This window comes from Azospirillum sp. TSH58, from assembly GCF_003119115.1.
Classification (GTDB): Bacteria; Pseudomonadota; Alphaproteobacteria; order Azospirillales; family Azospirillaceae; genus Azospirillum.
Window position 1 is genome coordinate 342,283 of the sequence record NZ_CP022367.1, and the last position, 20,353, is coordinate 362,635.

At 68.8% G+C, this 20,353-nt stretch carries 17 protein-coding genes; 7 read left to right on the forward strand and 10 right to left on the reverse strand.

All coding sequences use genetic code 11. The features are described 5' to 3' along the window. Positions 1-5 precede the first annotated feature (5 nt). Genes TSH58p_RS23215 through TSH58p_RS23225 form a run of 3 tightly spaced genes read right to left on the reverse strand, consistent with a single transcriptional unit; the run spans position 6 to position 3,442 of the window. Positions 6-896, reverse strand: coding sequence for a MaoC family dehydratase N-terminal domain-containing protein (locus TSH58p_RS23215; RefSeq protein ID WP_109070125.1), 891 nt, complete (start codon positions 894-896; stop codon positions 6-8). 38 nt (positions 897-934) lie between these two features. Continuing rightward, the gene (dctA, locus tag TSH58p_RS23220; protein ID WP_109070124.1) at positions 935-2,308 is read right to left on the reverse strand and encodes a C4-dicarboxylate transporter DctA; all 1,374 of its coding nucleotides are present in this window, start codon (positions 2,306-2,308) and stop codon (positions 935-937) included. A 27-nt stretch (positions 2,309-2,335) separates the two neighbouring features. Then, the gene (locus TSH58p_RS23225) at positions 2,336-3,442 is read right to left on the reverse strand and encodes a 4-oxalomesaconate tautomerase (RefSeq protein ID WP_109070123.1); all 1,107 of its coding nucleotides are present in this window, start codon (positions 3,440-3,442) and stop codon (positions 2,336-2,338) included. 146 nt (positions 3,443-3,588) lie between these two features. On the opposite strand from TSH58p_RS23225, the gene TSH58p_RS23230 reads away from it, so the two are divergent. Further along, positions 3,589-4,479 (forward strand): LysR family transcriptional regulator, encoded by an 891-nt coding sequence (locus TSH58p_RS23230; protein WP_109070122.1) that lies wholly within the window; start codon positions 3,589-3,591, stop codon positions 4,477-4,479. A gap of 155 nt (positions 4,480-4,634) precedes the next feature. Here TSH58p_RS23230 and TSH58p_RS23235 read toward each other — a convergent pair whose 3' ends face one another. From TSH58p_RS23235 to creD, 3 genes are all read right to left on the reverse strand, one after another. Next, entirely contained in the window at positions 4,635-5,549 is a 915-nt protein-coding gene (locus tag TSH58p_RS23235; RefSeq protein WP_247874044.1) for an IS630 family transposase, read from the reverse strand. A gap of 360 nt (positions 5,550-5,909) precedes the next feature. Beyond that, positions 5,910-7,190 carry a glycoside hydrolase family 3 N-terminal domain-containing protein gene (locus TSH58p_RS23240; RefSeq protein WP_109070121.1) on the reverse strand — a complete coding sequence of 427 codons (1,281 nt, stop codon included), beginning with the start codon at positions 7,188-7,190 and terminating at the stop codon, positions 5,910-5,912. Then, positions 7,187-8,539: a cell envelope integrity protein CreD gene (gene creD, locus TSH58p_RS23245; protein WP_371732461.1), complete on the reverse strand. Its 1,353-nt coding sequence runs from the start codon at positions 8,537-8,539 to the stop codon at positions 7,187-7,189. Before creD ends, TSH58p_RS23240 begins: the two co-directional genes overlap by 4 nt. A 184-nt stretch (positions 8,540-8,723) precedes the next feature. Between creD and TSH58p_RS23250 the strand changes: the two genes are divergently transcribed. After that, on the forward strand, positions 8,724-9,419 hold the full coding sequence (locus tag TSH58p_RS23250; protein ID WP_109070172.1) for a response regulator transcription factor: 696 nt from the start codon (positions 8,724-8,726) through the stop codon (positions 9,417-9,419). A gap of 32 nt (positions 9,420-9,451) precedes the next feature. Further along, a complete protein-coding gene (locus tag TSH58p_RS23255) occupies positions 9,452-11,050 on the forward strand; it encodes a HAMP domain-containing sensor histidine kinase (RefSeq protein ID WP_247874042.1) in 1,599 nt (532 codons plus the stop codon). Between the two features lie 19 nt (positions 11,051-11,069). Here TSH58p_RS23255 and TSH58p_RS23260 read toward each other — a convergent pair whose 3' ends face one another. Both TSH58p_RS23260 and TSH58p_RS23265 read right to left on the reverse strand, forming a co-directional pair. Further along, on the reverse strand, positions 11,070-12,410 hold the full coding sequence (locus TSH58p_RS23260) for a sigma-54 dependent transcriptional regulator (RefSeq protein ID WP_109070118.1): 1,341 nt from the start codon (positions 12,408-12,410) through the stop codon (positions 11,070-11,072). Beyond that, the gene (locus tag TSH58p_RS23265) at positions 12,407-14,074 is read right to left on the reverse strand and encodes a HAMP domain-containing sensor histidine kinase (protein ID WP_146205867.1); all 1,668 of its coding nucleotides are present in this window, start codon (positions 14,072-14,074) and stop codon (positions 12,407-12,409) included. The genes TSH58p_RS23260 and TSH58p_RS23265 overlap by 4 nt, the downstream gene beginning before the upstream one ends. Positions 14,075-14,248: 174 nt before the next feature. On the opposite strand from TSH58p_RS23265, the gene TSH58p_RS23270 reads away from it, so the two are divergent. From TSH58p_RS23270 to TSH58p_RS23285, 4 genes are read left to right on the forward strand one after another with little or no spacing between them, the layout of a single operon-like run. After that, positions 14,249-15,514 (forward strand): SDR family oxidoreductase, encoded by a 1,266-nt coding sequence (locus TSH58p_RS23270; RefSeq protein ID WP_199230131.1) that lies wholly within the window; start codon positions 14,249-14,251, stop codon positions 15,512-15,514. A 1-nt stretch (position 15,515) separates the two neighbouring features. Further along, entirely contained in the window at positions 15,516-15,983 is a 468-nt protein-coding gene (locus TSH58p_RS23275) for a DUF2269 domain-containing protein (protein ID WP_109070116.1), read from the forward strand. Positions 15,984-15,998: 15 nt separating this feature from the next. Then, positions 15,999-16,757 carry a DUF4166 domain-containing protein gene (locus tag TSH58p_RS23280; RefSeq protein WP_109070115.1) on the forward strand — a complete coding sequence of 253 codons (759 nt, stop codon included), beginning with the start codon at positions 15,999-16,001 and terminating at the stop codon, positions 16,755-16,757. Next, positions 16,663-17,463, forward strand: coding sequence for a zinc ribbon domain-containing protein (locus TSH58p_RS23285; RefSeq protein WP_162600082.1), 801 nt, complete (start codon positions 16,663-16,665; stop codon positions 17,461-17,463). The genes TSH58p_RS23280 and TSH58p_RS23285 overlap by 95 nt, the downstream gene beginning before the upstream one ends. A gap of 229 nt (positions 17,464-17,692) precedes the next feature. Here TSH58p_RS23285 and TSH58p_RS23290 read toward each other — a convergent pair whose 3' ends face one another. Then, the gene (locus tag TSH58p_RS23290) at positions 17,693-19,756 is read right to left on the reverse strand and encodes a hypothetical protein (protein WP_146205991.1); all 2,064 of its coding nucleotides are present in this window, start codon (positions 19,754-19,756) and stop codon (positions 17,693-17,695) included. Positions 19,757-19,907: 151 nt separating this feature from the next. Next, on the reverse strand, positions 19,908-20,348 hold the full coding sequence (locus tag TSH58p_RS23295) for a very short patch repair endonuclease (RefSeq protein WP_109469449.1): 441 nt from the start codon (positions 20,346-20,348) through the stop codon (positions 19,908-19,910). Positions 20,349-20,353 lie beyond the last annotated feature (5 nt).

A 20,353-nucleotide genomic window follows, 5' to 3' on the forward strand; every position in this document is an offset into this window, starting at 1 on the left:
CGTCCTCACGTCAGGACCGCGGTGGCGTCCATGGTCAGCCAGCCGTCGTGGTCCTTGGCCCACAGGTGGACCGTCTTGCCGTCGGGGCTCCATCCGTGGTCTTGGGGCGTGCCGCACACCGAGAAGGGGTTGATGTCGAAGGTCGGCCGCACCGCCTTGAAGCGGAAGGAGGCGACCTCGGCCTCGGGATTCTGGTGGCGCAGCAGGTCGAGCAGCAGGGTGGCGATCAGCGGGCCGTGCACGATCAGCCCCGGATAGCCTTCCACCTCCGTCACGTAGCGCCGGTCGTAATGGATGCGGTGGCCGTTGAAGGTCAGCGCCGAGTAGCGGAACAGCAGCACGTCGTCGGGAACCCAGCGCTTTTCCCAGGCCGCGTCCGCCGGCGCCGGCCGCGGTTCCGGCGGCGCATCCTGCGGCGTGGCCGCCTCGCGGTAGACGATGTCGTGGAATTCGGTCAGCGCGACGTCGGTCTCGCCGGCGCGGCGGATCTCGTGGCGGACCTTGACGAAGACCAGCGGACCGGTGCGCCCGGACTTCTCGGTCACGTCATGGATGGTCGAGGTCCGGGTCAGGGCGTCGCCGACGCGCAGGGGGCTGTGGAACTCGAACTGGCTGCCGGCCCACATCCGGCGGGGCAGCGGCACCGGGGGCAGGAAGCCGCCGCGCTTGGCATGACCGTCCGGCCCGATCTCCGACTGGCGGTGCAGCGGCAGGAAGTACAGCCAGTGCCACAGCGGCGGGAGCGGGGTGCCGGCGGCCGGGCGCTCGGCGGGCCGGTCCAGAGTGGCCGACAGAGCGGCGTAGGGGGTCGGGGTGACGGTGTCGGACACGGTCTCGCTCCGGCCGATCCAGTCCTTCGCGCTTGTGGCGGAAACGGTCATGGGGGAGGCGGTCATGGTGGCGTCCTCGATGCGTGGGGGCGGCCTGCGCCGGATCAGTGCGACGGCTGGGCGGGGGCGGTCAGCGGCAGGACGGCGATGTCGCCCTTCTCCTCCAGGCACCGTTCGGTGCTGGCGTAGCTCTGGTTCAGCTCCCGCTGCAGGACCTCGCGGTCGCAGGCGTTCTCCCAGATCGAGACGACGATGCTGGCGACGCAGTTGCTGATGATGCTGGTCAGGGCGCGGGCCTCGGACATGAAGCGGTCGATGCCGACGAGCAGGGCGACGCCCGCCACGGGAAGGTCCGGCATCACCGTCAGCGTGGCGACCAGGGCGACGAAGCCGCTGCCGGTGACGCCGGCCGCCCCCTTCGAGGTCAGCAGCATGACGCCGAGCATGGCGAAGATCTGGCCGCCCGACAGGTGGATGTCGCAGGCCTGGGCGATGAACAGGGAGGCCAGGGTCAGGTAAATCGCCGTGCCGTCGAGATTGAACGAGTAGCCCATGGGCAGCACGAGGCCGGAGACGCCCTTCTTGCAGCCCAACGCCTCCAGCTTCTGCAGCACGCGCGGCAGGACCGGTTCGGAGGAGGAGGTGCCGAGCACGATCAGCAGCTCTTCACGGAAGTAGCGCAGCACCTTCCACAGGCTGAAGCCGTGCAGCCGCGCCAGCGTGCCGATGACGACCACCAGGAAGAAGCCGCAGGCGACGTAGAAGGTGAGGATCAGCAGGCCGAGCGAACCGATGGAGTCGATGCCGTATTTGCCGACGGTGAAGGCCATCGCGCCGAAGGCACCGATCGGGGCCAGCTTCATGATGAAGCCGAAGGCGGCGAACAGCACGTGGGAGAAGGATTCGATGCCCTGGACCACCGGCTCGCCGGCCTTGCCGACCCGCGTCAGGCCGAAGCCGACCAGGACGGAGATGAGCAGCACCGGCAGCACCTCGCCTTCGGCGAAGGCGCCGAAGAAGGAATGCGGGATGATGTGCAGCACGAAATCGGTGAAGCCGACCGGAGCCGCCTGCTTGGCGTAGCGCGCCGCCACCGTGGGGTCGAGCGACGCCGCCGACACGTGCATGCCGACGCCGGGCTCGATGATCATCACCGCGGCCAGCCCGATGAGCAGCGCCGCCACCGTCAGCGCGTAGAACAGCGCCATCGACTTGACCAGCGTCTTGCCGATCTCGCGGGTGTCGTTGAGGCTGGTGATGCCGCTGACGATGGTGCAGAAGACCACCGGCGCGATCATCATCTTGACCAGCTTGACGAACCCGTCGCCGAGCGGTTTCAGGGAGGCCCCGAAGTCCGGCCAGAAATGACCGGCCAGGATGCCCAGGGTCAGGCCGACGACGACCTGGAAATAGAGAGCTTTGTAAAAGGCCTTGGGCTTGGTCGGCGCCGGGGTTTGCTCTCCCGTTTGTAGGCGCATGGCGTTTCCTCCTCGGTGCGTTGTGGGTCAGGCGGCCATGGCGGCCCGTGGTGGGTCCAATGGCCGTGCGAACACGGTTCCTTCGAACAGGCGTCGTGACGTGCGCAGGATGCTGGCGGTTGGGGCGGATTGACCGGCTCCCGGCTCAAGGTGGACGGTCAGCCGGCCGGCCGGATGCTCGAAGGTGACGTCGCCGGGCAGGGCCAGGTGTCCGGCCAATGCGGAGGCCACGGTTCCCGGGATCGTGCAGGCGGTCGCGGTGGCGACGGCCCCGGTGATGGCCATCGCCCGGTGGCAGTCGTGCGGCATGAAATAGCGGACGGCCAGCGTGCCGCCGCGCGTCGGCGGCGCCAGCAGGACGGGTTTGGGGATCACCATGCCGGCGGCGTTGGCGAAGCCCATGCGGCGGCCGGCTTCCACGCGCAGCGCCTCCAACCGGGCCATGAAGCCCCGATCGAGCCGGTAGCTGTCCATCGGCTCATGCCCCGTCTTGCCGAGGTCGGCGGCGCGGACCAGCATCACCGGGATGGCGGCGTCGATGCAGGACACCTCGATCCCGCCGATGCGGTCGACCGGCGCCCCGGTGGGCAGCAAGCGGCCGGTGTTGGCGCCCGCCGCGTCGAGAAAGGCGAGGTGGATGGGCGCCGCGGTGCCGGGCACGCCGTCGATGACGGCCCCGCCCTCGTAGGTCACCCGGCCGTCCGGGGTCTGGACGCGCGCCTCGATCAGCTTGCCGGTGTTGACGTTGTGGATGCGCACCACCGTCACGCCGTCCGTCGCCGGGACCAGCCCGGCCTCGATGGCGAAGGGGGCAACCGCGGCGAGCATGTTGCCGCAGTTGGGCGAGGTGTCGACGATCCCTTCCTGCACCCGCACCTGGGCGAACAGATAGTCCACGTCCGCACCGGCGAGGGTGGCGGGGCCGACGACGGCGACCTTGCTGGTCAAGGGATTGCCGCCGCCGATTCCGTCGATGCCCAGGTCGTTCCCCGCCCCCATGACGGAGAGCAGAAGGGCGTCGCGCTCCGCCGGGGATGCTGGAAGGTCGGATGCCAGGAAGAAGGGCCCGCGGGAGGTCCCGCCGCGCATCATCACGCAGGGAATGCCGATCTGGCGGCTGGTCAGGTGGTTCATGGCGCTTGCTGTCTCTTGGTCTCGCCGTCGCGGCGAAGAAAGCCGATGGACAGATATTCAGCCTCGGAACCGTATTTGTTAAATGCAATGATTCGGGATATTATTGCGTTCCACGCATCAATGAGCGCCGCCACGGGGAGCCGGGCATGAATTTCGAACTGGTCGATCTGAAAGCCTTCGTGGCGGTGGCCGACCTGGGCAGCTTCAATCGCGCCGCCGAGTTGCTGAACCTCTCGCAGCCGGCGCTCAGCCGCCGCATCCAGAAGCTGGAGGACACGCTGGGCGTCGCCCTGTTCGAGCGCTCGACCCGACATGTCGCCCTGACCATGGTCGGACGCGACTTCATCCCCAAGGTCCGGCGCTTCCTGGACGAGTTCGAGTCATCGCTGCTGGGGATCAGCGACCTGGGGGCGCGGAGCGGCGGGCAGATCACCATCGCCTCCGTTCCGACGGCGGTGTTCTATTTCCTGCCGAACGCGATCAGCCGCTTCAGCGTTGCGTTCCCGCGCATCCGCATCCGCATCCTGGACCTCGGCGCCAACGAGGGGCTGGAGGCGGTGGCCCGCGGCGAGGCCGATTTCGGCATCAACTTCATCGGCACGTCACACCCGGACATCGACTTCACGCCGCTGGCCGAGGACCCATTCGTCGTCGCCTGCCGGCATGATCATCCGCTGGCCTCCCGGCAGGAAGTCGGCTGGGACGAACTGGCGGCGCACCGGGTCATCACCGTGGGCCGGACCAGCGGCAACAGGGCGCTGATCGACAACGCCCTGGCGCAGCACGGCCTGAAGCTCAACTGGTCCTATGAGATCACGCACCTCGCCAGTTCGCTCGGGCTCGTCGAGGCGGGCCTCGGCGTCGCGGTGCTTCCCAAGCTCGCCACCCCGACCTCCGGCCACCCCATCATCCAGACCATCCCGCTGAGCCACCCGAAGATTTCCCGGACGATCGGCGTCGTCCGACGACACGGCGCCATCCTCTCACCGATGGCGGCGCGCTTTCTGGAGGTGCTGCTCGGCTCCTGGAAAGCCTGATGCTCTTGAGCGCTGCCGCGTCGCGTTGAAAACCGTCGAAGGTCGACTCCTGGCGGATATCGTTGAAAAAGTCGGTTGCTGATCGAGTGCCGCTGTACCGACCACGACCCGCGGCTATGATGGCGGCAAGAAGGTCTCATACCAAGACTCGCGGATCATGACCGATGCGCCCAGTCGCGCAGTCCGATGGATATAATGGTCCAGGGCTGCTCGACGAGGGAGTTCCAGGCGAAGCCGCGGTGATCGAGGATGTCCTGGTAGGAGGCGAAAATCCGGTTGGAGAGCCAGTTGTCGCGCATGTACCGCCAGATGTTCTCCACCGGGTTCAACTTGGGCGACTTCGTCGGCAACGGCGGCAGGGTGGTGTTGCCGGGGACCGGCAGTTTGGCTGAGGTGTGCCAGCCGGCCTGATCGAGCAGCACGACGGCATGGGCACCGCGGGCGCCACGGCGCGGGCGATCTCCTGCAGGTGCAGCGTCATCGCCTCGCTCGTGCAGCGCGGCAGCACCAGGGCCGCGCCTTTGCCCTGGGCCGGGCGGATAGGCCGAGCGTGTGCGCTGATCGTGCTGGGACGCCGGTCGGGTGCCCCGGCGTGCCCAGCGGCGGGTGGTTTTGTTCTTCTGGCCGATGCGGGCTTCGTCCTGCCACCAGGCCTCTATGAGCTTGCCGGCGGCCTCGTGCGCGGCGATCTGCGCCAGCAGGGCGGGGAATTTTTTGAACGCCTCGGCCGCGCCGGGATCCTTGGCATGATGGCGGGGGCGGGCCGACAGCGTGCGGAAACCCAGAGCGCGCAGTTCCCGGCTCAGCGTCTGCTTGGAGACCGAGGCGTGGAACTCGTTCCAGAGCCAGTGCAGCAGGTCGGCAATCCGCCAACGCACTACCCCATGCACCGCCGGGATCGGCCCATCCTCGACGACTTGACGCAGGGCCACCCGGTGGTGGTCGGCGACGCACGGCTGCGGGCCCGGCGCCTTGCCGGTCAGCAAGCCCACCGGTCCCGCGTCATTGAAACGCAGCACCCAGTCGCACACCGTCTGCAAGCCGACCGCACCGACGTGCGCCGCAGCCAAGCGCGGTGCTCCGTCGTAGATTGTTGCCAGGGCGAGCCGTCGGCGGACTTGGCCGGGGTCGTGAGAGGAACGGGCAAGCCACGAAGGGCGGCGGCATCATGAATCGTACTCCGCAGGACTTGGTATCAGACATCGCAACAGCGCAATCCTGCCCGCCGTATCTATCCAGGAATTTCCGTTCCGGTGCTTCCACGACGCTGCCACAAAGGGTGTTTGGAGGCAGTACAAGGACAGCAAAAATCCTGCTATTTAACAATGAAATTAGCGGCTTTATGTTGGTAGCGGAGCGCGCGCAACCGCCTTTGTTTGCTCCACGCAGTCACCCACCTCCCCCTTAGACGATGCGGTTAGTTGATCGCGCTATGGCAACGCATCGGCGGAATTGCGGCCCAGCCGCTCGCGGCTGGCGGCGAGTGCGGTCGGGTGAAGTTCACCACGCCTCGCCGCGTCCGTGGCGCAGGCCATGGCCCGGTAGTATTGCGCGCCGTCGAACGCGAGGAGCAACAGATCGACCCCGGCGTTGAGCGCCTCCTCCACCGCCCGGCACAGGCCGTATTGATAGACGGGCGTCATGACCAGATCGTCCGTGACGACCAAACCGTCGTAGCCCCAGTCCCGGCGGATCACCCCATCCACCACACGGTGCGAATGGGACGCCGGGCGGTCGGGATCGACGGCGCTCAGGATCACATGGCCGACCATCAGCAGCGCCTGCGGGTTGCCCGCCAGAACCTGACGGAAAGGTCTCCAGTCCGTGGATTCCAGCGTTTCACGGCTGTCCCCGATGGCGGCTCGGAAATGGTGGGTGTCCGTGCCGACGCGGCCCAGGCCGGGGAAATGCTTGACGGTCGGCTGGACGCCGGTCTCGGCCAGCCCGTCGGCGTAGGCGGCGGCAACGTCCCCGACGACCGCCGGGTCGCTCGCAATCGCCCTCCGTGCGATGAGGCTGTTGAAATCCAGCGGGTCGGGCGCCCTATCGGTTCGGAGGTCGAGCACCGGCGCGAAGTTGATCGTGACGCCGAGCGACCGCAGGTCCCGGCCATGGTCGCGGCCCAAGGCGCGCGCGGCGGCGCGCCGCTCGTCAGGCGGCATGCCGGCCAGCGCGGAGGGGGCCGGGCGGTTGGGAAGCCACGGCGACAGCTTCGACACGATCCCGCCCTCCTGGTCGGCGGCCACCCGCAACGGGGGGAGCCCAGCGCGCCGACGGATGTCCTGCAACCGGCGGATCTCGTCGCGCAGTTCCTCCGCCGTCCGCCCGGCCAGATTGCGCCGCGAGACGAAGATGCCGCCGATCAAGCCGCGCGCGGCCAGCCCTTCGACCTCCTCAACCCGTTCGTAACCGACCATGAAATGCCGGCCCAGTTCGGACGCCACCGCCTCCGGCGCCGACAGGACGGCCGCCTTGCGCGCCTGGAACACGCCCTCCGCCCCCAGCACCGCCAGGGGAACCGCGGCCCAGAGCGCCAGCATCGCCACCCGTTGCCTGACTCCGCGCCTCAGCACGATCAGCAGGCCGCAGAGCCCGGCCGCCGCGATGACCGGACCCGACCAGCCGCGCACCGCCATCAGGTAAGGATCGTGGATGTTGGCCCCGGCGGCGACCAGCAGCAGGCCAAGGCACCAGCCGATCACGCGGCTCATCCCTCGCCCGCCCGCCAGTCCACGCGCTGGGTCACCGCCATCACCGCGGACAGGACCAGGAACAGCGCGACCGACCCCACCAGCAGGGAATAGGTTTCCAGGCTGAGAAGCACATAGAGGAACCCGAACAGGCCACCCAGCGCCGTGGCGAAGATTGCTGTCGGGACCATACGCCGGGTGACCGCCGCGGTGTAGAGCGACGCCTGGGTCAGGACGAAGGCGGCACCGATCCCATAGCCGGCGGCATAGCCCAACGGCTCGGCGAAGGACACCAACAACAGGGGGAACAGCGTCACTGACGCCCCCAGCAGCCCATACTGGACGGCGTGGATGCGCGCCACCGACAGAAGTTCCATCAGCCCGTAGACGGTGAAGGACAGCACGACGAAGAGGATGCCGTACTTCGACGTGCGATGGATCATCCGGTAGGTTGGCACCGCCTCCAGCAGGTCGACACCCACCGGGGCTGCGCGCGCCTCGGTCAGGGTCTCGGACAGGCGGGAGGCGGTCCAGAGTGACGGCTGGCCATAGCCCACGCTGCGCCAGCGCGCCTCGAACGCCGCGTCGGTGACGGTCGAGTCCGACGGCAGCGCGCCGCCGGCAAAGCCGGGCGTCGGCCAGGGTGCGGCGATGACCAACTCGGCCTGCCGTCCCATCAGAACGTGCCGGAACGCGCCGGTTCCGCGCAAAGTCATGGTTGCCTGGAACGGGATTCTGCGGCCCGCCGCGGGGATCGCCGCCGCCGGTGGCCGGGCCACCAGAAGGGAGTCCCGGCATTCTTCGATCGGGTCGATCAGTTCGCCGCAGTTGCGCCACGGGATCGCCGCCCCATCCCAGGCGGCATGGTCGCCGGTGGTCATGCCGGTCAGAGCCGACGCCTCCAGCGACAGCAGGCTTTCCTTCCAGAGGATCGTGGCGCCACGCCCGACCCGCTCCTCGACGTTCGACTGGGATGGTATGGAAAATATCCCGGCCATCCCGACCGACGCGGTGTAGACGGTGGCGGAGAACAAGCCGCGCGTCCTCCGTTCCGGAACCAGCCCAACCGTCGTGGACAGGGATTCCGGAGCGATCTTCAGATAGTGGCGCGAGAGTCCGCCGGCATCGACGTAGGGCACCACAAGGACCGGCGCCTGCACGGTCTGGTCCGGTCCCCAGCTTTTCATGAAATCCGCCCGCAGGCCGGCCTGACGCGTTTCACGTTCCCCGATGAGCGCCGCAATCGGCCACCCCGCAGCCAGCGTTGCCAGCAGGATCAGTGCGATCGGTCCGAGCTTGGGCAATCGGCGGCGGAGCGGCGGTGCCGCGCAGTTCGGCATCGGTGGTTCGGATGGCATGCTCAAGCGAATTCTCCTGGGGCGGGGCCACGAAGCGGCGGCGGGCGGCTAGCGGCCGGCCCGGCCGGGTTGTGCCGTCACCTTGACGGGGCGCCGTGCCGCGGCGATGACGCCGCCGTGCAACCAGGAAGGAAACTGTGTGCAGAACCCGTGCAGCTTTTCGGATAAGGTGGCGCCGCCCCTGCCCAAGGCCGCCATGCCCAAGATCCTGCTGATCGACGACGATCCCCACATCCGCGACATCGTCCGCTTCGCCCTGGCGCGGGAAGGATTCGCCGTCATGGAGGCGGGGGACGGCGCGCGCGGGCTCCATTTGGCGCGGGAGGACGCACCCGACCTTGTCCTCCTGGACATCGCCATGCCGGAGATGGACGGCACGGAGGTCTGCCGCCGGCTGCGCCGCGACAGCCGGGTACCGATCATCTTCCTGTCGTCGCGCGACGACGAGATCGACCGGATTCTGGGGCTGGAGCTTGGTGGCGACGACTATGTCACCAAGCCTTTCTCCCCGCGTGAGCTGGTGGCGCGCGTCAAGGCGGTGCTGCGGCGCGCGCTCCCATCGGAGCCATCGTCTCCCCCACCACCGCCGCCACCGGAGCTTCGGCACAACCGCCTGCGGCTGGACCTGGACGGTGTCCGCGCCTTCTGGGACGAGGCGGAGGTGGTCCTGACAGCGACCGAGTTCGGCCTCCTGCGCACCCTGGCCGAACGTCCAGGCAAGGTGTTCAGCCGCGACGCCCTGATGGACGGTGCCTACGCCACCGAGCGCTACGTCGCCGACCGCACGGTGGACAGCCACATCCGGCGGGTCCGGGCCAAGTTCCTGGCTGTGGGCGGCACCCCCGTCGAAACCGTGCACGGGCTGGGCTACAAGCTGTCGGATTGCCGATGAGGCGGTTCCGGCCAATCTTGAACCGGCCAATCTTGGGCCGGCCCACGGGGCGCCTGTCCATCGGAACAGTGCTGCTGGTGATGACGCTCGCGGCCCTGACCCTGCCCTTGAGCGGGTTGTGGTTCCTGCGCCTTTACGAAAGCGCCCTGCTCCGCCAGACGGAATCGGAGCTGATCGCCCAGGCCGGCGTGGTCGCCGCCGTCTACCGCGATGCGTGGCGGCGTGCCGGGGGGCGGACGGAGGAACTGGGTCCGCCCGTCGATCCTCCCTGGACGCACCCGCCGGGGTTCGACGCGCCCTGGACGCCCCGCTTCGCCGGGCTGGATCTGGCGGAGGACCCGATCCTGCCTGCCGCCCCCGACCCCGCCCTGGTGCAGACCATGCCCGCCCCCGCTTCCCAGACAGCGGGAGCCTCGCTGGGGCCGATCCTGCGCGAGGCGCAGCGCGTCACGCTCGCCGGAATGCGGGTCACCGATCCCCAGGGCATCGTCGTCGCCAGCACCGGGGAGGATCTTGGCCTGTCCCTGGCCGCGCAGGAGGAGGTCAGCCACGCCCTGGCGGGCAACGCGACCAGCGTGCTGCGCGAACGCAACAGCCGCCACCAGGGGCGGGCGGAGGGAAGCACCGCGCCCGAACGCAGCCGCTCGTTGCGCATTTCCACGGCCCATCCGGTGCTCGACGAGGGCCGCGTGGTCGGGGTCGTGGTGCTGTCGCGCACGCCGCGCAGCCTGACCGACACCCTGTACGGCAAGCGCTGGCACCTCGCCGGATTGGCGGTGGTTCTGCTCGCGTCGGTGGGGGTGCTGGCGCGTCTCGGGACCGTCGCCATCAGCCGCCCGCTGCGCGCCGTGACCGCGCTGGCGAAACGGACGGCGGACGGCGAGCGCGGCGTGATGGCCCCCGTGCAGCGCCCGATCGTGCGCGAGGTGGCCGAATTGTCGGACGCGCTGACCCGCATGGCCACGACGCTGGAGCAGCGGGCGGACTACATCCGCGACTTCGCCGCTCATGTCTCGCACGAGTTCAAGACCCCGCTGACCACCATCCGCGGCACGGTGGAGCTGCTTCGCGATCATCTGGACACGATGTCGGCGGAGGAGCGGGACCACTTCCTGGCCAACATGGACGCCGAGGCCGAGCGGCTGTCGCGCCTCGTCCGCCGTCTCTTGGAGTTGGCGCGGGCCGACATGCTGCGGGTGACCGAGGAGGTGGCGACCGACGCCGTGCCGGTCGCGGCCCGTCTTGCCGCCCGCCACGGCGCCATGGCCTCCCTTCCCCCGTCGCTTCCGGTCGCCATGGGAACGGAGGCGCTGGAAAGCGTCCTGGCGAACCTGATCGAGAACGCCCGCCGCCATGCCGGCCCGGAGGCTCGGGTGGAGGTTGCGCTGACGCCGGAGGGCGACGGCGCGGTTCTGCGGGTGTCCGACGACGGGCCGGGCGTGTCGCCCGCCAACGCCGGCCGCATCTTCACGCCCTTCTTCACGACCGCAAGGCAGAGCGGCGGCACCGGTCTCGGCCTCGCCATCGCGCGTGGGATCGTCGAGGCGCATGGCGGGTCCATCGCGCTTCGGCCTGCGGAGCGCGGTGCCCTGTTCGAGGTCAGGCTTGCCCGGCCGGACGACGACGCCTAACCAGCAAGTTTGCCAAGGGTTATGGAGCGGACCGCCGCAGCCCCAGCCGGGTCATCATCTTCAAAAGCCCCACCCGCGACAGGCCGAGCCGGCGCGCGGCGGCGCTGTGGTTGTTCCCGGTGGCGGTCAGGGCGGCGGTGATCATCCGGCGCTCCAGGGCCGCCACAGCGTCGGCCAAGGTGGCTGGCGGGGCCGGGGCGAGGGCATCCGGATCACCGCTGCGGGCAAAGGCAAGGTCGGCCACCGTCACGACATCTCCCTCGGCCAGCGCGGCGGCGGTCGTGACCACCGCGCGCAATTCGCGGACGTTGCCCGGCCATTCCTGCTCCGCCATCCAAGCCAGCGCGTCCGGCGCCAAGCGCAGCCGCTGCCGGGAGGCGTCCGTCAGGAAACGGACGGCCAGAAGCGCCACGTCCTCGCGGCGCTCCGCCAGGGCCGGCGTGCGCAGGATCAGCCCCTTGAGACGGTAATAGAAATCCTCCCGCAACGATCCCTGCGCCACCATGGCCTCCAGGTCGCGGTGGGTGGCCGAGACCACCCGGACATCCGCCGTCCGGGGCTGGCGTCCGCCGACCGGGGTGTAGGCGCCTTCCTGAAGGAAGCGCAGCAGCTTGACCTGCATGGCCGGCGGCATCTCGCCGACCTCGTCGAGGAACAGGGTTCCGCCATGCGCGGCGGCCAACAGCCCCGGACGGTCCTGATGGGCTCCGGTGAAGCTGCCCTTCAGATGCCCGAACAGCTCGCTTTCCAGAAGCTCCGCCGGGATGGCGCCGCAATGGACGGGCACGAAGGGGCCGGCGCCGCGCGGGCTCGCCGCGTGCAGGGCGCGCGCCACCAGCTCCTTGCCGCTGCCGCTGGGTCCCAGCACCATCACCGGCACCTCCGCCGGGCCGATGCGGCGGATCATCTCCTTCAGGCGCAGGATCGCCGGGCTGGCGCCGACCATCCCGTCTTCCTCCGTCCGGGCGGCACGCAGGGTGGCGAGTTCCCGCTCCAGCCCCTGCTTGGCGAGGGCGCGGGCGACGACGAAGCGCAACAGCTCCGGCTCCACCGGCTTGGCCAGGAAGTCCCAGGCACCCTCGGCCACCGCCCGCAGGGCCAGTTCATGCTCCGCGTGCGCGGTCAGCACGACCACCGGCACCGCGGCGAAGACGGGAACCAGGGCCAGCCCGGCCTCCGGCGTGCGTTCGGGCGGCATGACGAGGTCGAGCAGCACCAGATCGGGGCGTTCCCGCTGGAAGAGGTCGCGCGCCTGCGCCCCGTCCGCGGCAGTGACCACCCGGTGCCCCTGCTTTTCCAGCCACGCCGCGGCGAGCCGGAGGAAGGCGGGTTCGTCATCGACGAGAAGCAGCGTGCTCATGATGGAAACCTCAGGCGGACGCAGGTGGACCAACCCGGCCGTTCGGCCAGCGAAACCGAACCGCCGTGGGCTGCCATGACCTTGGCGACGATGGCGAGCCCCAGCCCGGTGCCCCCCTGGCTGCGCGACACGAAGGGCTGGAACAGCGAGGCGCGGATCTCGTCCGGCACGCCGGGACCGTCGTCGCACACCTCGACCGTCACGCCGCCGGGGTCGCGCTCAGCGCTCACCAGCGCACGCCCGCCGGCCGCCCCGGCGTTGTCCAGCAGGTTCGCCAGGGCCTGCCGCAAGCGCGCGGGGTCGGCGCGCAGCGTGAGGCCCGGCGGAATGTCGCTCATCACGTCACCGCCGAGCGCAGCGAGCGCATCCGCGAGATCGACCTCGGACAGGTCCACCCGCCACGGCTTGGCGTAGTCGAGCAGGTCGCGCACCAGGGCATCCATGCGGGCGAGTTGGGTCCGAACCTCGCCGCGCGTCTCCGGCGGGGCGTCGGCCACAGCCATCGCGACGATGTTCATGGGGTTGCGCAGGTCGTGGGCCACGGTGGCGGCCAGCGCCCCCAGTTCCGCCAGCCGCTGGCGTTCGGCGAAGGACCGGCGCCGGTCGAGATCGTCGCGGGCCTGCACCACCAGCTCCTCCAGCACCCCGGCCACGCGGCGCGGGCCGGGCGGGGCGCGCTCCAGGCCAATGGAATCCAAGGACTCCGGCGCCCCGCCATCGGTGAGCGCGAGCCTCTCGCGCAACAGCCGGTCCGCCGTCGCCGTCAACGCGGCCTCGTCGCCCGCTTCCTGCAATTCCCGGCGCCAGCGGGCCAGATCGTCCGCGGTCACCTCACCGCCGGGATAGACGACGCGGTCGGCCAGCCGGCGGAGCGGTCCGGCAAGGCCAAGCCCGCCCAGCAAAGAGACGGCGGTCCACAGGAACGGCGCGCCGGCCCGCTCCGCGGCGATCCCCGCGCTCAGGGCCGACACGAGTGCCGCCAGCGCGATCAGCAGGCCCCAGCACACCGCCCGCACGGCCCAGCGGTTCACCGCCATCAGCCGGTAGCGCAGCACGGCGTAGGCCAGCACGATCAGGTACAGGGGAAGAAGCAGCAACGGCCATGGGTAGGCGTCGACACCAAGCACCGGCAAGGCCAGCCCGCCGACCGACAGCAGGCCGAGGGCGGAGGACAGCAGAACCAGAGTCAGTTGCCGGCGGCGCACACCGCCGGCCCCGCGCCATTCGTCCAGCAACAGCCAATGCCCCGCCGCCGCCAACCCCACCGTGGCCGCGACCGCGACCAGCCCGGCCCCGTCATACCGGAACAGCGTGCCCACTCCCGGCCACGGAACGAAGCGTCCGGCCCCACCGATCAGCGCAGCGAGCGTGGCGGCGATCCCCGTCGCATAGGCCCAGCGTATCCCCGAACCGGCACGCCCCGTCAGGGCGGCGGCGACATGGACGAACACCGCACCGCCCAGCGGCGCCAGAGCCATCAGCCCCGCACCGAACGGGCCGGGTAACAGCAATCCGACCGACCAGCCGCCAACCAGGAGGAGGAACGCCGCCAGCGGCCTGGTTCCAGGAAGCGCCCCTCCATGCCGCCACAGCAAGGCAGCCAGCCCGGCGCCCCCCAGCGCGCAAAGCCCCATGGCCGCGACCAGCGCCGCCGATGCCGTCACCCCGACCACTCCCTCATCCGACGCCGCTGTATCCAACGTTGACAGGGACCCTAGCGCATTTCGCAACCCCGGTTAACAACCGTCGCGCTCCAAGCCCCGGAACCCGCGCATTCCGGCTTTGGCACGGCCTTTGCCATTCCCTGGTGGAAACAGAATGAAACTGGGGGTTTACCGGTGTCCACAGACTCTCCGTCCAGCCTGCGGGCGGTTGCGATCATCGGCGGCGGCGGCTTCATTGGCCGGCATCTGCGCGCCGCCCTCGACGCCGCCGGCCATCGCGTGGCCGCGCCTGGACGTTCGGATTTCGATCTGGTCCGCGACGATGCCGCCACCCTCGCCGCGGCGCTGGCCGGGCAGGAGGTGATCATCAACGCCGCCGGCTTGGTGCGAGGCCGCCGCGGCAACAGCATGGAGGCCGTCCACGCCGACGGAACGGATCGGCTGATCCGCGCCTGCCGGGCGGCCGGCGTGCCGAGGCTGATCCACCTGTCGGCGCTGGGCGCGTCGCTGGATGGGCCGACTCTCTACCAGCGCACGAAGGGCCATGGCGAGGCGCTGCTGGCGAACAGCCAGGACCTGGATTGCTGCGTGTTGCGGCCCTCGGTCGTCGGCGGCCGCGGCGGGGCCAGCACGGCGCTGTTTTCCGCCCTGGCGGTCCTGCCGCTTCCTCCGCGCATCGGTCCGGGCCGCTGGACGGTCCAGCCCGTGCATGTGGACGACCTCGCCGCGCTGGTGGTCCGGCTGGTGTCTCTGGATGGTCCCCTGCCCCGCCGGATCGACGTGGTGGGGCCGGAACCGATGACCACCGACGACCTGACCGCGACGCTGCGGGCCTGGATGGGCCTGCCGCCGCGGCGCCAACTTCCGGTTCCCGAATCGCTTCTCCGCGCCGCCGCCGCCATCGGCGACCGGCTGCGGGCCGGGCCGGTCAACCGCGAAACCCTCGCCATGCTGAGGGCCGGCAACACCGCCGACCCGGCGCCCTTCACCGCCATTCTCGGGCGAGCGCCCCTTGCCCTGCCGCTGGTGCTGGCCCGCCACCCGGCGTCCGATGCCGACCGCCTGCACGCGCGCTTGTACTTCCTGCACCCAGTGTTGCGCTGGAGCCTTGCCCTGTTGTGGATCGCCACTGGCCTGCTGTCCTTCGGCCTTCATCCGCCGGAGGACTCCCACCGCCTGCTCGCGTCGGTGGGGTTGCAGGGTCCGCCGGCCGACCTGGCCCTCTTCGGCGGTGCCGGTCTCGACCTCATCCTCGGGCTTCTCCTGCTCGCCCGCTGGCGACCGGTCGCGGTCGGCGGCGCCATGCTCGCCAGCATGGCGGTTTTCACCATCATCGCCGCCGGCCTGCCCCTGGACCACTGGACGCACCCCTTCGCCCCGCTCCTCAAGAACCTGCCCATCGCCGCGGCGACGCTGACGATGATGGCGATGGAGGCCTGATATGGACGCGACCACGCTCAAGCTCATCCACATCCTGTCGGCCATCCTGCTGTTCGGCACGGGCCTGGGAACCGCCTTCCACGGCATGGCCAGCAACCTGTCGAAGGACGTGCGCGCCATCGCCGTCGCCAACCGCAACGTCGTGCTGGCGGACTGGCTGTTCACCACGCCCACGGTGGTGATCCAACCGGTCAGCGGCCTGTGGCTCGCGCTGGAACAGGGATGGCCTCTCAGCTCGGGCTGGATCGTGCTGACGCTGGTGCTCTACGCCATTGCCGGCGCGTGCTGGCTGCCGGTGGTGTGGCTGCAAATCCGCATGCGGCGCATGGCGGAGGACGCCGTCGCCGCGGGAACCCCGCTGCCCCCGCTGTACCGCCGCTATTTCCGCATCTGGTTCGCGCTCGGCTGGCCCGCCTTCACGGCGATGGTCGCACTCGTCGGGCTGATGGTGTTCAAACCGGAATTCTAAAGGAGAAAAGTCGCCATGACCCCGTTTCAGCGCATCCTCGGCGCCGCGTTCGACGAGCTGCCCGGTCCCGTGCGCACCCTGCACGCGCTCACCACCAGCGTCCACACCGCCGGCTTGGCCGACATCCGAGCCGCCGCCAACCCCGGAGCCTGGCTGCTGTGCAAGGTCGCCGGCCTGCCCAAGCCCGGACAGGGCGTTCCGGTCAGTGTCTCCTTCCATCCCGATGGCCGGGGTCGTGAATTCTGGAACCGCCACTTCGCCGGGCGCCGGTACGCCAGCACGATGGAAGCCGGACGCCAGCGTGACGACGGGCTGCTGATCGAGCGTTTTGGCCCCTTCGACCTGCTGTTCCGGCTGCAGCCGACGCAGGGCAGGCTTGCCTGGTCGCTGGTGGGCTGGAGAGTGCTCGGCATGCCCCTGCCGGCTTGGAGCCGCCCGACCATCGAGTGCAGCGAATCCGGTGACGGCACACGTTTCCTGTTTGACATCGACGTCGCGTTTCCGCTGGTCGGCCACGTGGTGCATTACCGGGGATGGCTCGATGTGATTGAACAGGTTTCCGCGATTACGCAACCGGGCTGTCTCCCAAGCGCATCGCCCTATCAAGGATCCGGACAGTGGGAAGCGTGTGTCGCGACTGAACGCACCCGACCAGTGGGTCGTGCAGGAGGTGCCCGAATTGCGCATCGTCGACCAGGAGCTTTGGAATCGCGTGAAGGCGCGCCGAGCGCAGATGATGAACGACGTGCGTGGCGCTGCAGGTGGTCCGCATGAGTTCTGGGATCGACGTCGTCCCCGTTTCCTGCAGTCGGGTTTGATTCGTTGCGGCTGCTGCGGCGGAGGTTACTCAAAGATTTCCGCCAACTTGTTCGGCTGCTCGGCGGCACGCAACAAAGGTCCGACAGCGTGCGGCAACCGGATGAACATTCGCCGCGACGTGCTCGAAGCGACGGTGCTGGATAGCCTGCGCCAACGGCTGATGGAGCCGAAGCTGTTCAAGGTGTTCTGCGAGGAGTTCGCCGCGGAACTGAACCGCCAGTTGGCCGCCGAGAGCTCGACCGTGGATCAGGCCAAAGCAGAGTTGGCGCGGGTCGAGCGGCGCATGGGCAAGCTGGTCGACGCCATCGCGGAGGGAGTTCCGGCCCGGTCGGTAAAGGACGAGCTGGTCCGGCTGGAAGCCCGGCAGGAGGAACTCCGCCTGGCTCTTGCCGAAGCCCCTGCCAAGCGTCGTCCCCTCCTCCACCCCAATATGGCGGAGCTGTATCGGGCACGGGTGACGGCGCTGCAGGACGCGCTGACCACGCCCGACACGCAGGCCGAGGCGGCGGAACTGATCCGGTCGTTGATCGAGGCCGTGGTGCTGACGCCGGAGGACGGCACGCTGCGGGTGGACCTGCACGGTGCGCTCGCCGGCATCCTGGCGCTGTGCTCTGAAACGCACAAGGCCGGCCCCGTTTCCGGGGCCGGCCTTGCCGATTAAATAAAGTTGGTTGCGGGGGCGCGAAGCCACCGAGAGTTGACTCTGCCGCCAGTGACGATCTGATGCGCGACGGCTCCATCCCTGCCCATTGCAATCGACGCCTCTGCCATACTCCAGCGAACGCCTTCTCGAACAAGGCGCCGCCATGGCTGGACAACGTCCTGCCCCGCTTGACGGGCGCGCGAAAGAACGGCCACCAACTTGACAAGTTCCAGGAGAAAACTCCCCCCTATTCGACCTGTTCCAAGTCGGCCTCTTCCCCGGTGATCTCGCCCGGGGTTGGCGCGCTTGGGTCGATGTCCGTCAGCCCAAGCTTCCGAAAGAAGATGGCGTTCCGCATCTTCGCGTCGCCCAACATCTTTGTGTAGGAGACGATCTCGACATAGGCATCGGGGTTCCTCAAGTACCCGACAAGCCCCTCTCCGTCAGGGGTCGGATGGAACGGATAGCCGTGACAGGCGTCGCGCAGGCTGTCGGTGATGTCGGCCACCACGTAGCAGTGGAAGGCCGCGTTCTTGAGCCTGGGGGAGAATACGCGCCCCTGGGCGTCGCGCAGCGACGTTGAGCCCTGGATCTTCGTAATGTAGCCGATGAGTTGACGTATGGGGTTCTCCGCCCCGTTGTAATCGTCGCGCCCCGGCCGCTTGAACTCGACGAGGACCACCGTGTTGCCTGCTTCCTGCTCCTGCCAAGCAAAGCAGGTGTCGTAGAAGAAGGCGATGTCGGGGCGGTCCAGAGACGAGTCGTCCGTGTAGGTCTTCAGCGCCTTGTCGGAGGCGAAGTAGGCGAAGAAGGCCAAGCGGTCGTCCAGCAGCCAGAGCTGGTGGTCGGCGATCTCAAGACGGGACGAGTCCGTCCGCATCGGCACGACCAGCTTATGGATGGCCTCCTCGAGGAAGTGTGAGTCGCGATCGTCGCGGAACCCCATGTACCTGTCGAGGATGTCGATGACAGACTTGCGGAGCAGCACATACTCGGCCAGGACGCCCTGCTGCTGCCTCTCCACGAAGCGCTGGTACTGCTCCATCCGTGCCTTCACCTCGCCAGTGTAGGCCGGGGCGCTTCTGAGGGCCGCCGCATCCTTATGGGCGGCGTTCGTCTTCCGAAAGCGGTCGCGGCACATCTCGACAAAGACCTGCTCCCTCGACGCTGCGCCCGGCGCCAGCCTGTCGATGAAGGCCTCCATCTCGCCCTGCAGGTAGAGGAACTGCGGGTACTCCCCCATGACGCGCCGGGCAACGGCCCTCTTGCGCTCCTTCACCTCCGCCACGTAGTCGCCCAGGTACGCCATGATCGAGTCCACAAGGGCGCGGCGGATGGCACGCCCCTCGTCCGATCCGAAGGTGAAGGCAGTGCGCTCGGCATTCACATGCGCGTCCAGGTAGTCGCCGTAGACACAGCCGACGTACACTTCCTCGCCGCGCAGGGACTTCAGCCCGATGGCCTCGTCGATGGGCGCGTCGTCGACGGCGCGTTGGTGTGCTGACATGAACAGCCAGTTGTAGTTCTTGTGGTTCGCGTCCGGCCTGATGGACTTCGCGGCACGCATGTGCCGCACCGTCAGGATGATCTCGTGGCCGTCCTCGGCCACGACCGTGACCGCCTGCTCGCTGGTGTCCCTGACGAGGTCGTCGAACGCCGCCCGCAGGTCTGTGACCTCGCCGCCGTCTATGACAGTGATCACCGGCGCGGCGCCGGTGGCCAGCACCTGCATGAAGTGCCCGATGATCCGCTGCCGTATGGCGGCCGCGTCCAAGGGACATTTGTTCCCGTAGATTGTATCGAAGCCCCTCAGACTGACGCGGGTCCCAGGGCCAGTTGCCGAAACGGACGCGCCGTCCCGCAGAGCCACCTGCTCGTCCTCCCGAAGGACAAAGTCGAACGATCGCGCACTCAGTCCGACGGCGCTTCCGTCCTCGGCTTCATAGGTGCTGTCGACGCGGATGTCCCTGAAGACCTTCAGCCAGCCGAGCCGCCCGACTCCTTTCCCCCCACGTCCGATCTTGTGCTGGGAATCAGGTCGTAGAAAGGATTTGTAGTTGTCATCATTGAGGCCGATGCCGTTGTCGGTCACGACGAAGCCCGCCACGGCGGAGGAGGCCACGCCAGGATCCGCGCGCAGCACCTCAATGTCGATCCGCCCCTGCCGCCTTGCGTCCTCGCCAAACCGGTCGTCGATGGCGTGCAGTCCATTGCTGACCGCCTCGAACATGGGCAACAGTGCGGCCATCGCCGACGGCTTCAGCGGCAGGCGCTTCACTCGTCCGATGAGGTCTGGGCTTAGGATCGGCATGCGTTACTCTGTATCAATGCGGCGGCGCAAAAAGGGCGATCCCGAACCCAGAAACAACCTGGAGGACAAGAACGGCAACTAGCCGCATAGCACAGATTACAGGACCGACGCGATAGAGTTGTAGGAGAAGTATGGTGCACAGGCGCCGAGCCTATCGGGGCGGCATCGCCTTCAGCCCTTTCACAAGTTCCGCCAAACGCTCCGGGCGTTCAGCCTCGCACTCCCATATGACGACGACATCCCACCCGGACGCCTCAATGGCGCCGCGCACCTCGTCGTCGCGTGCCTTGTTGCGTCCAAGCTTTGCTGTCCACCAATCAGTCCTGGTCTTGGGGATCCTGAAGCGGTTACAGCCCTCGTGACAGTGCCAGAAGCACCCGTGGACGAAGACGGCGACGCGCCTCCCGGGGAACACCAAGTCGGGACGGCCGGGGAGCCGCCGATCGTGCAAGCGGTAGCGCAGGCCGGCCGCCCACGCCGCGCGGCGCACCAGCAGCTCGGGGACAGTGTCCTTCCCCTTGATGCGCGCCATCATCTCCGAGCGGGACAACGGAGGGGGCTTGGGCTTCTTTCCTTTCCGCGTCCTCGCCATGTGCA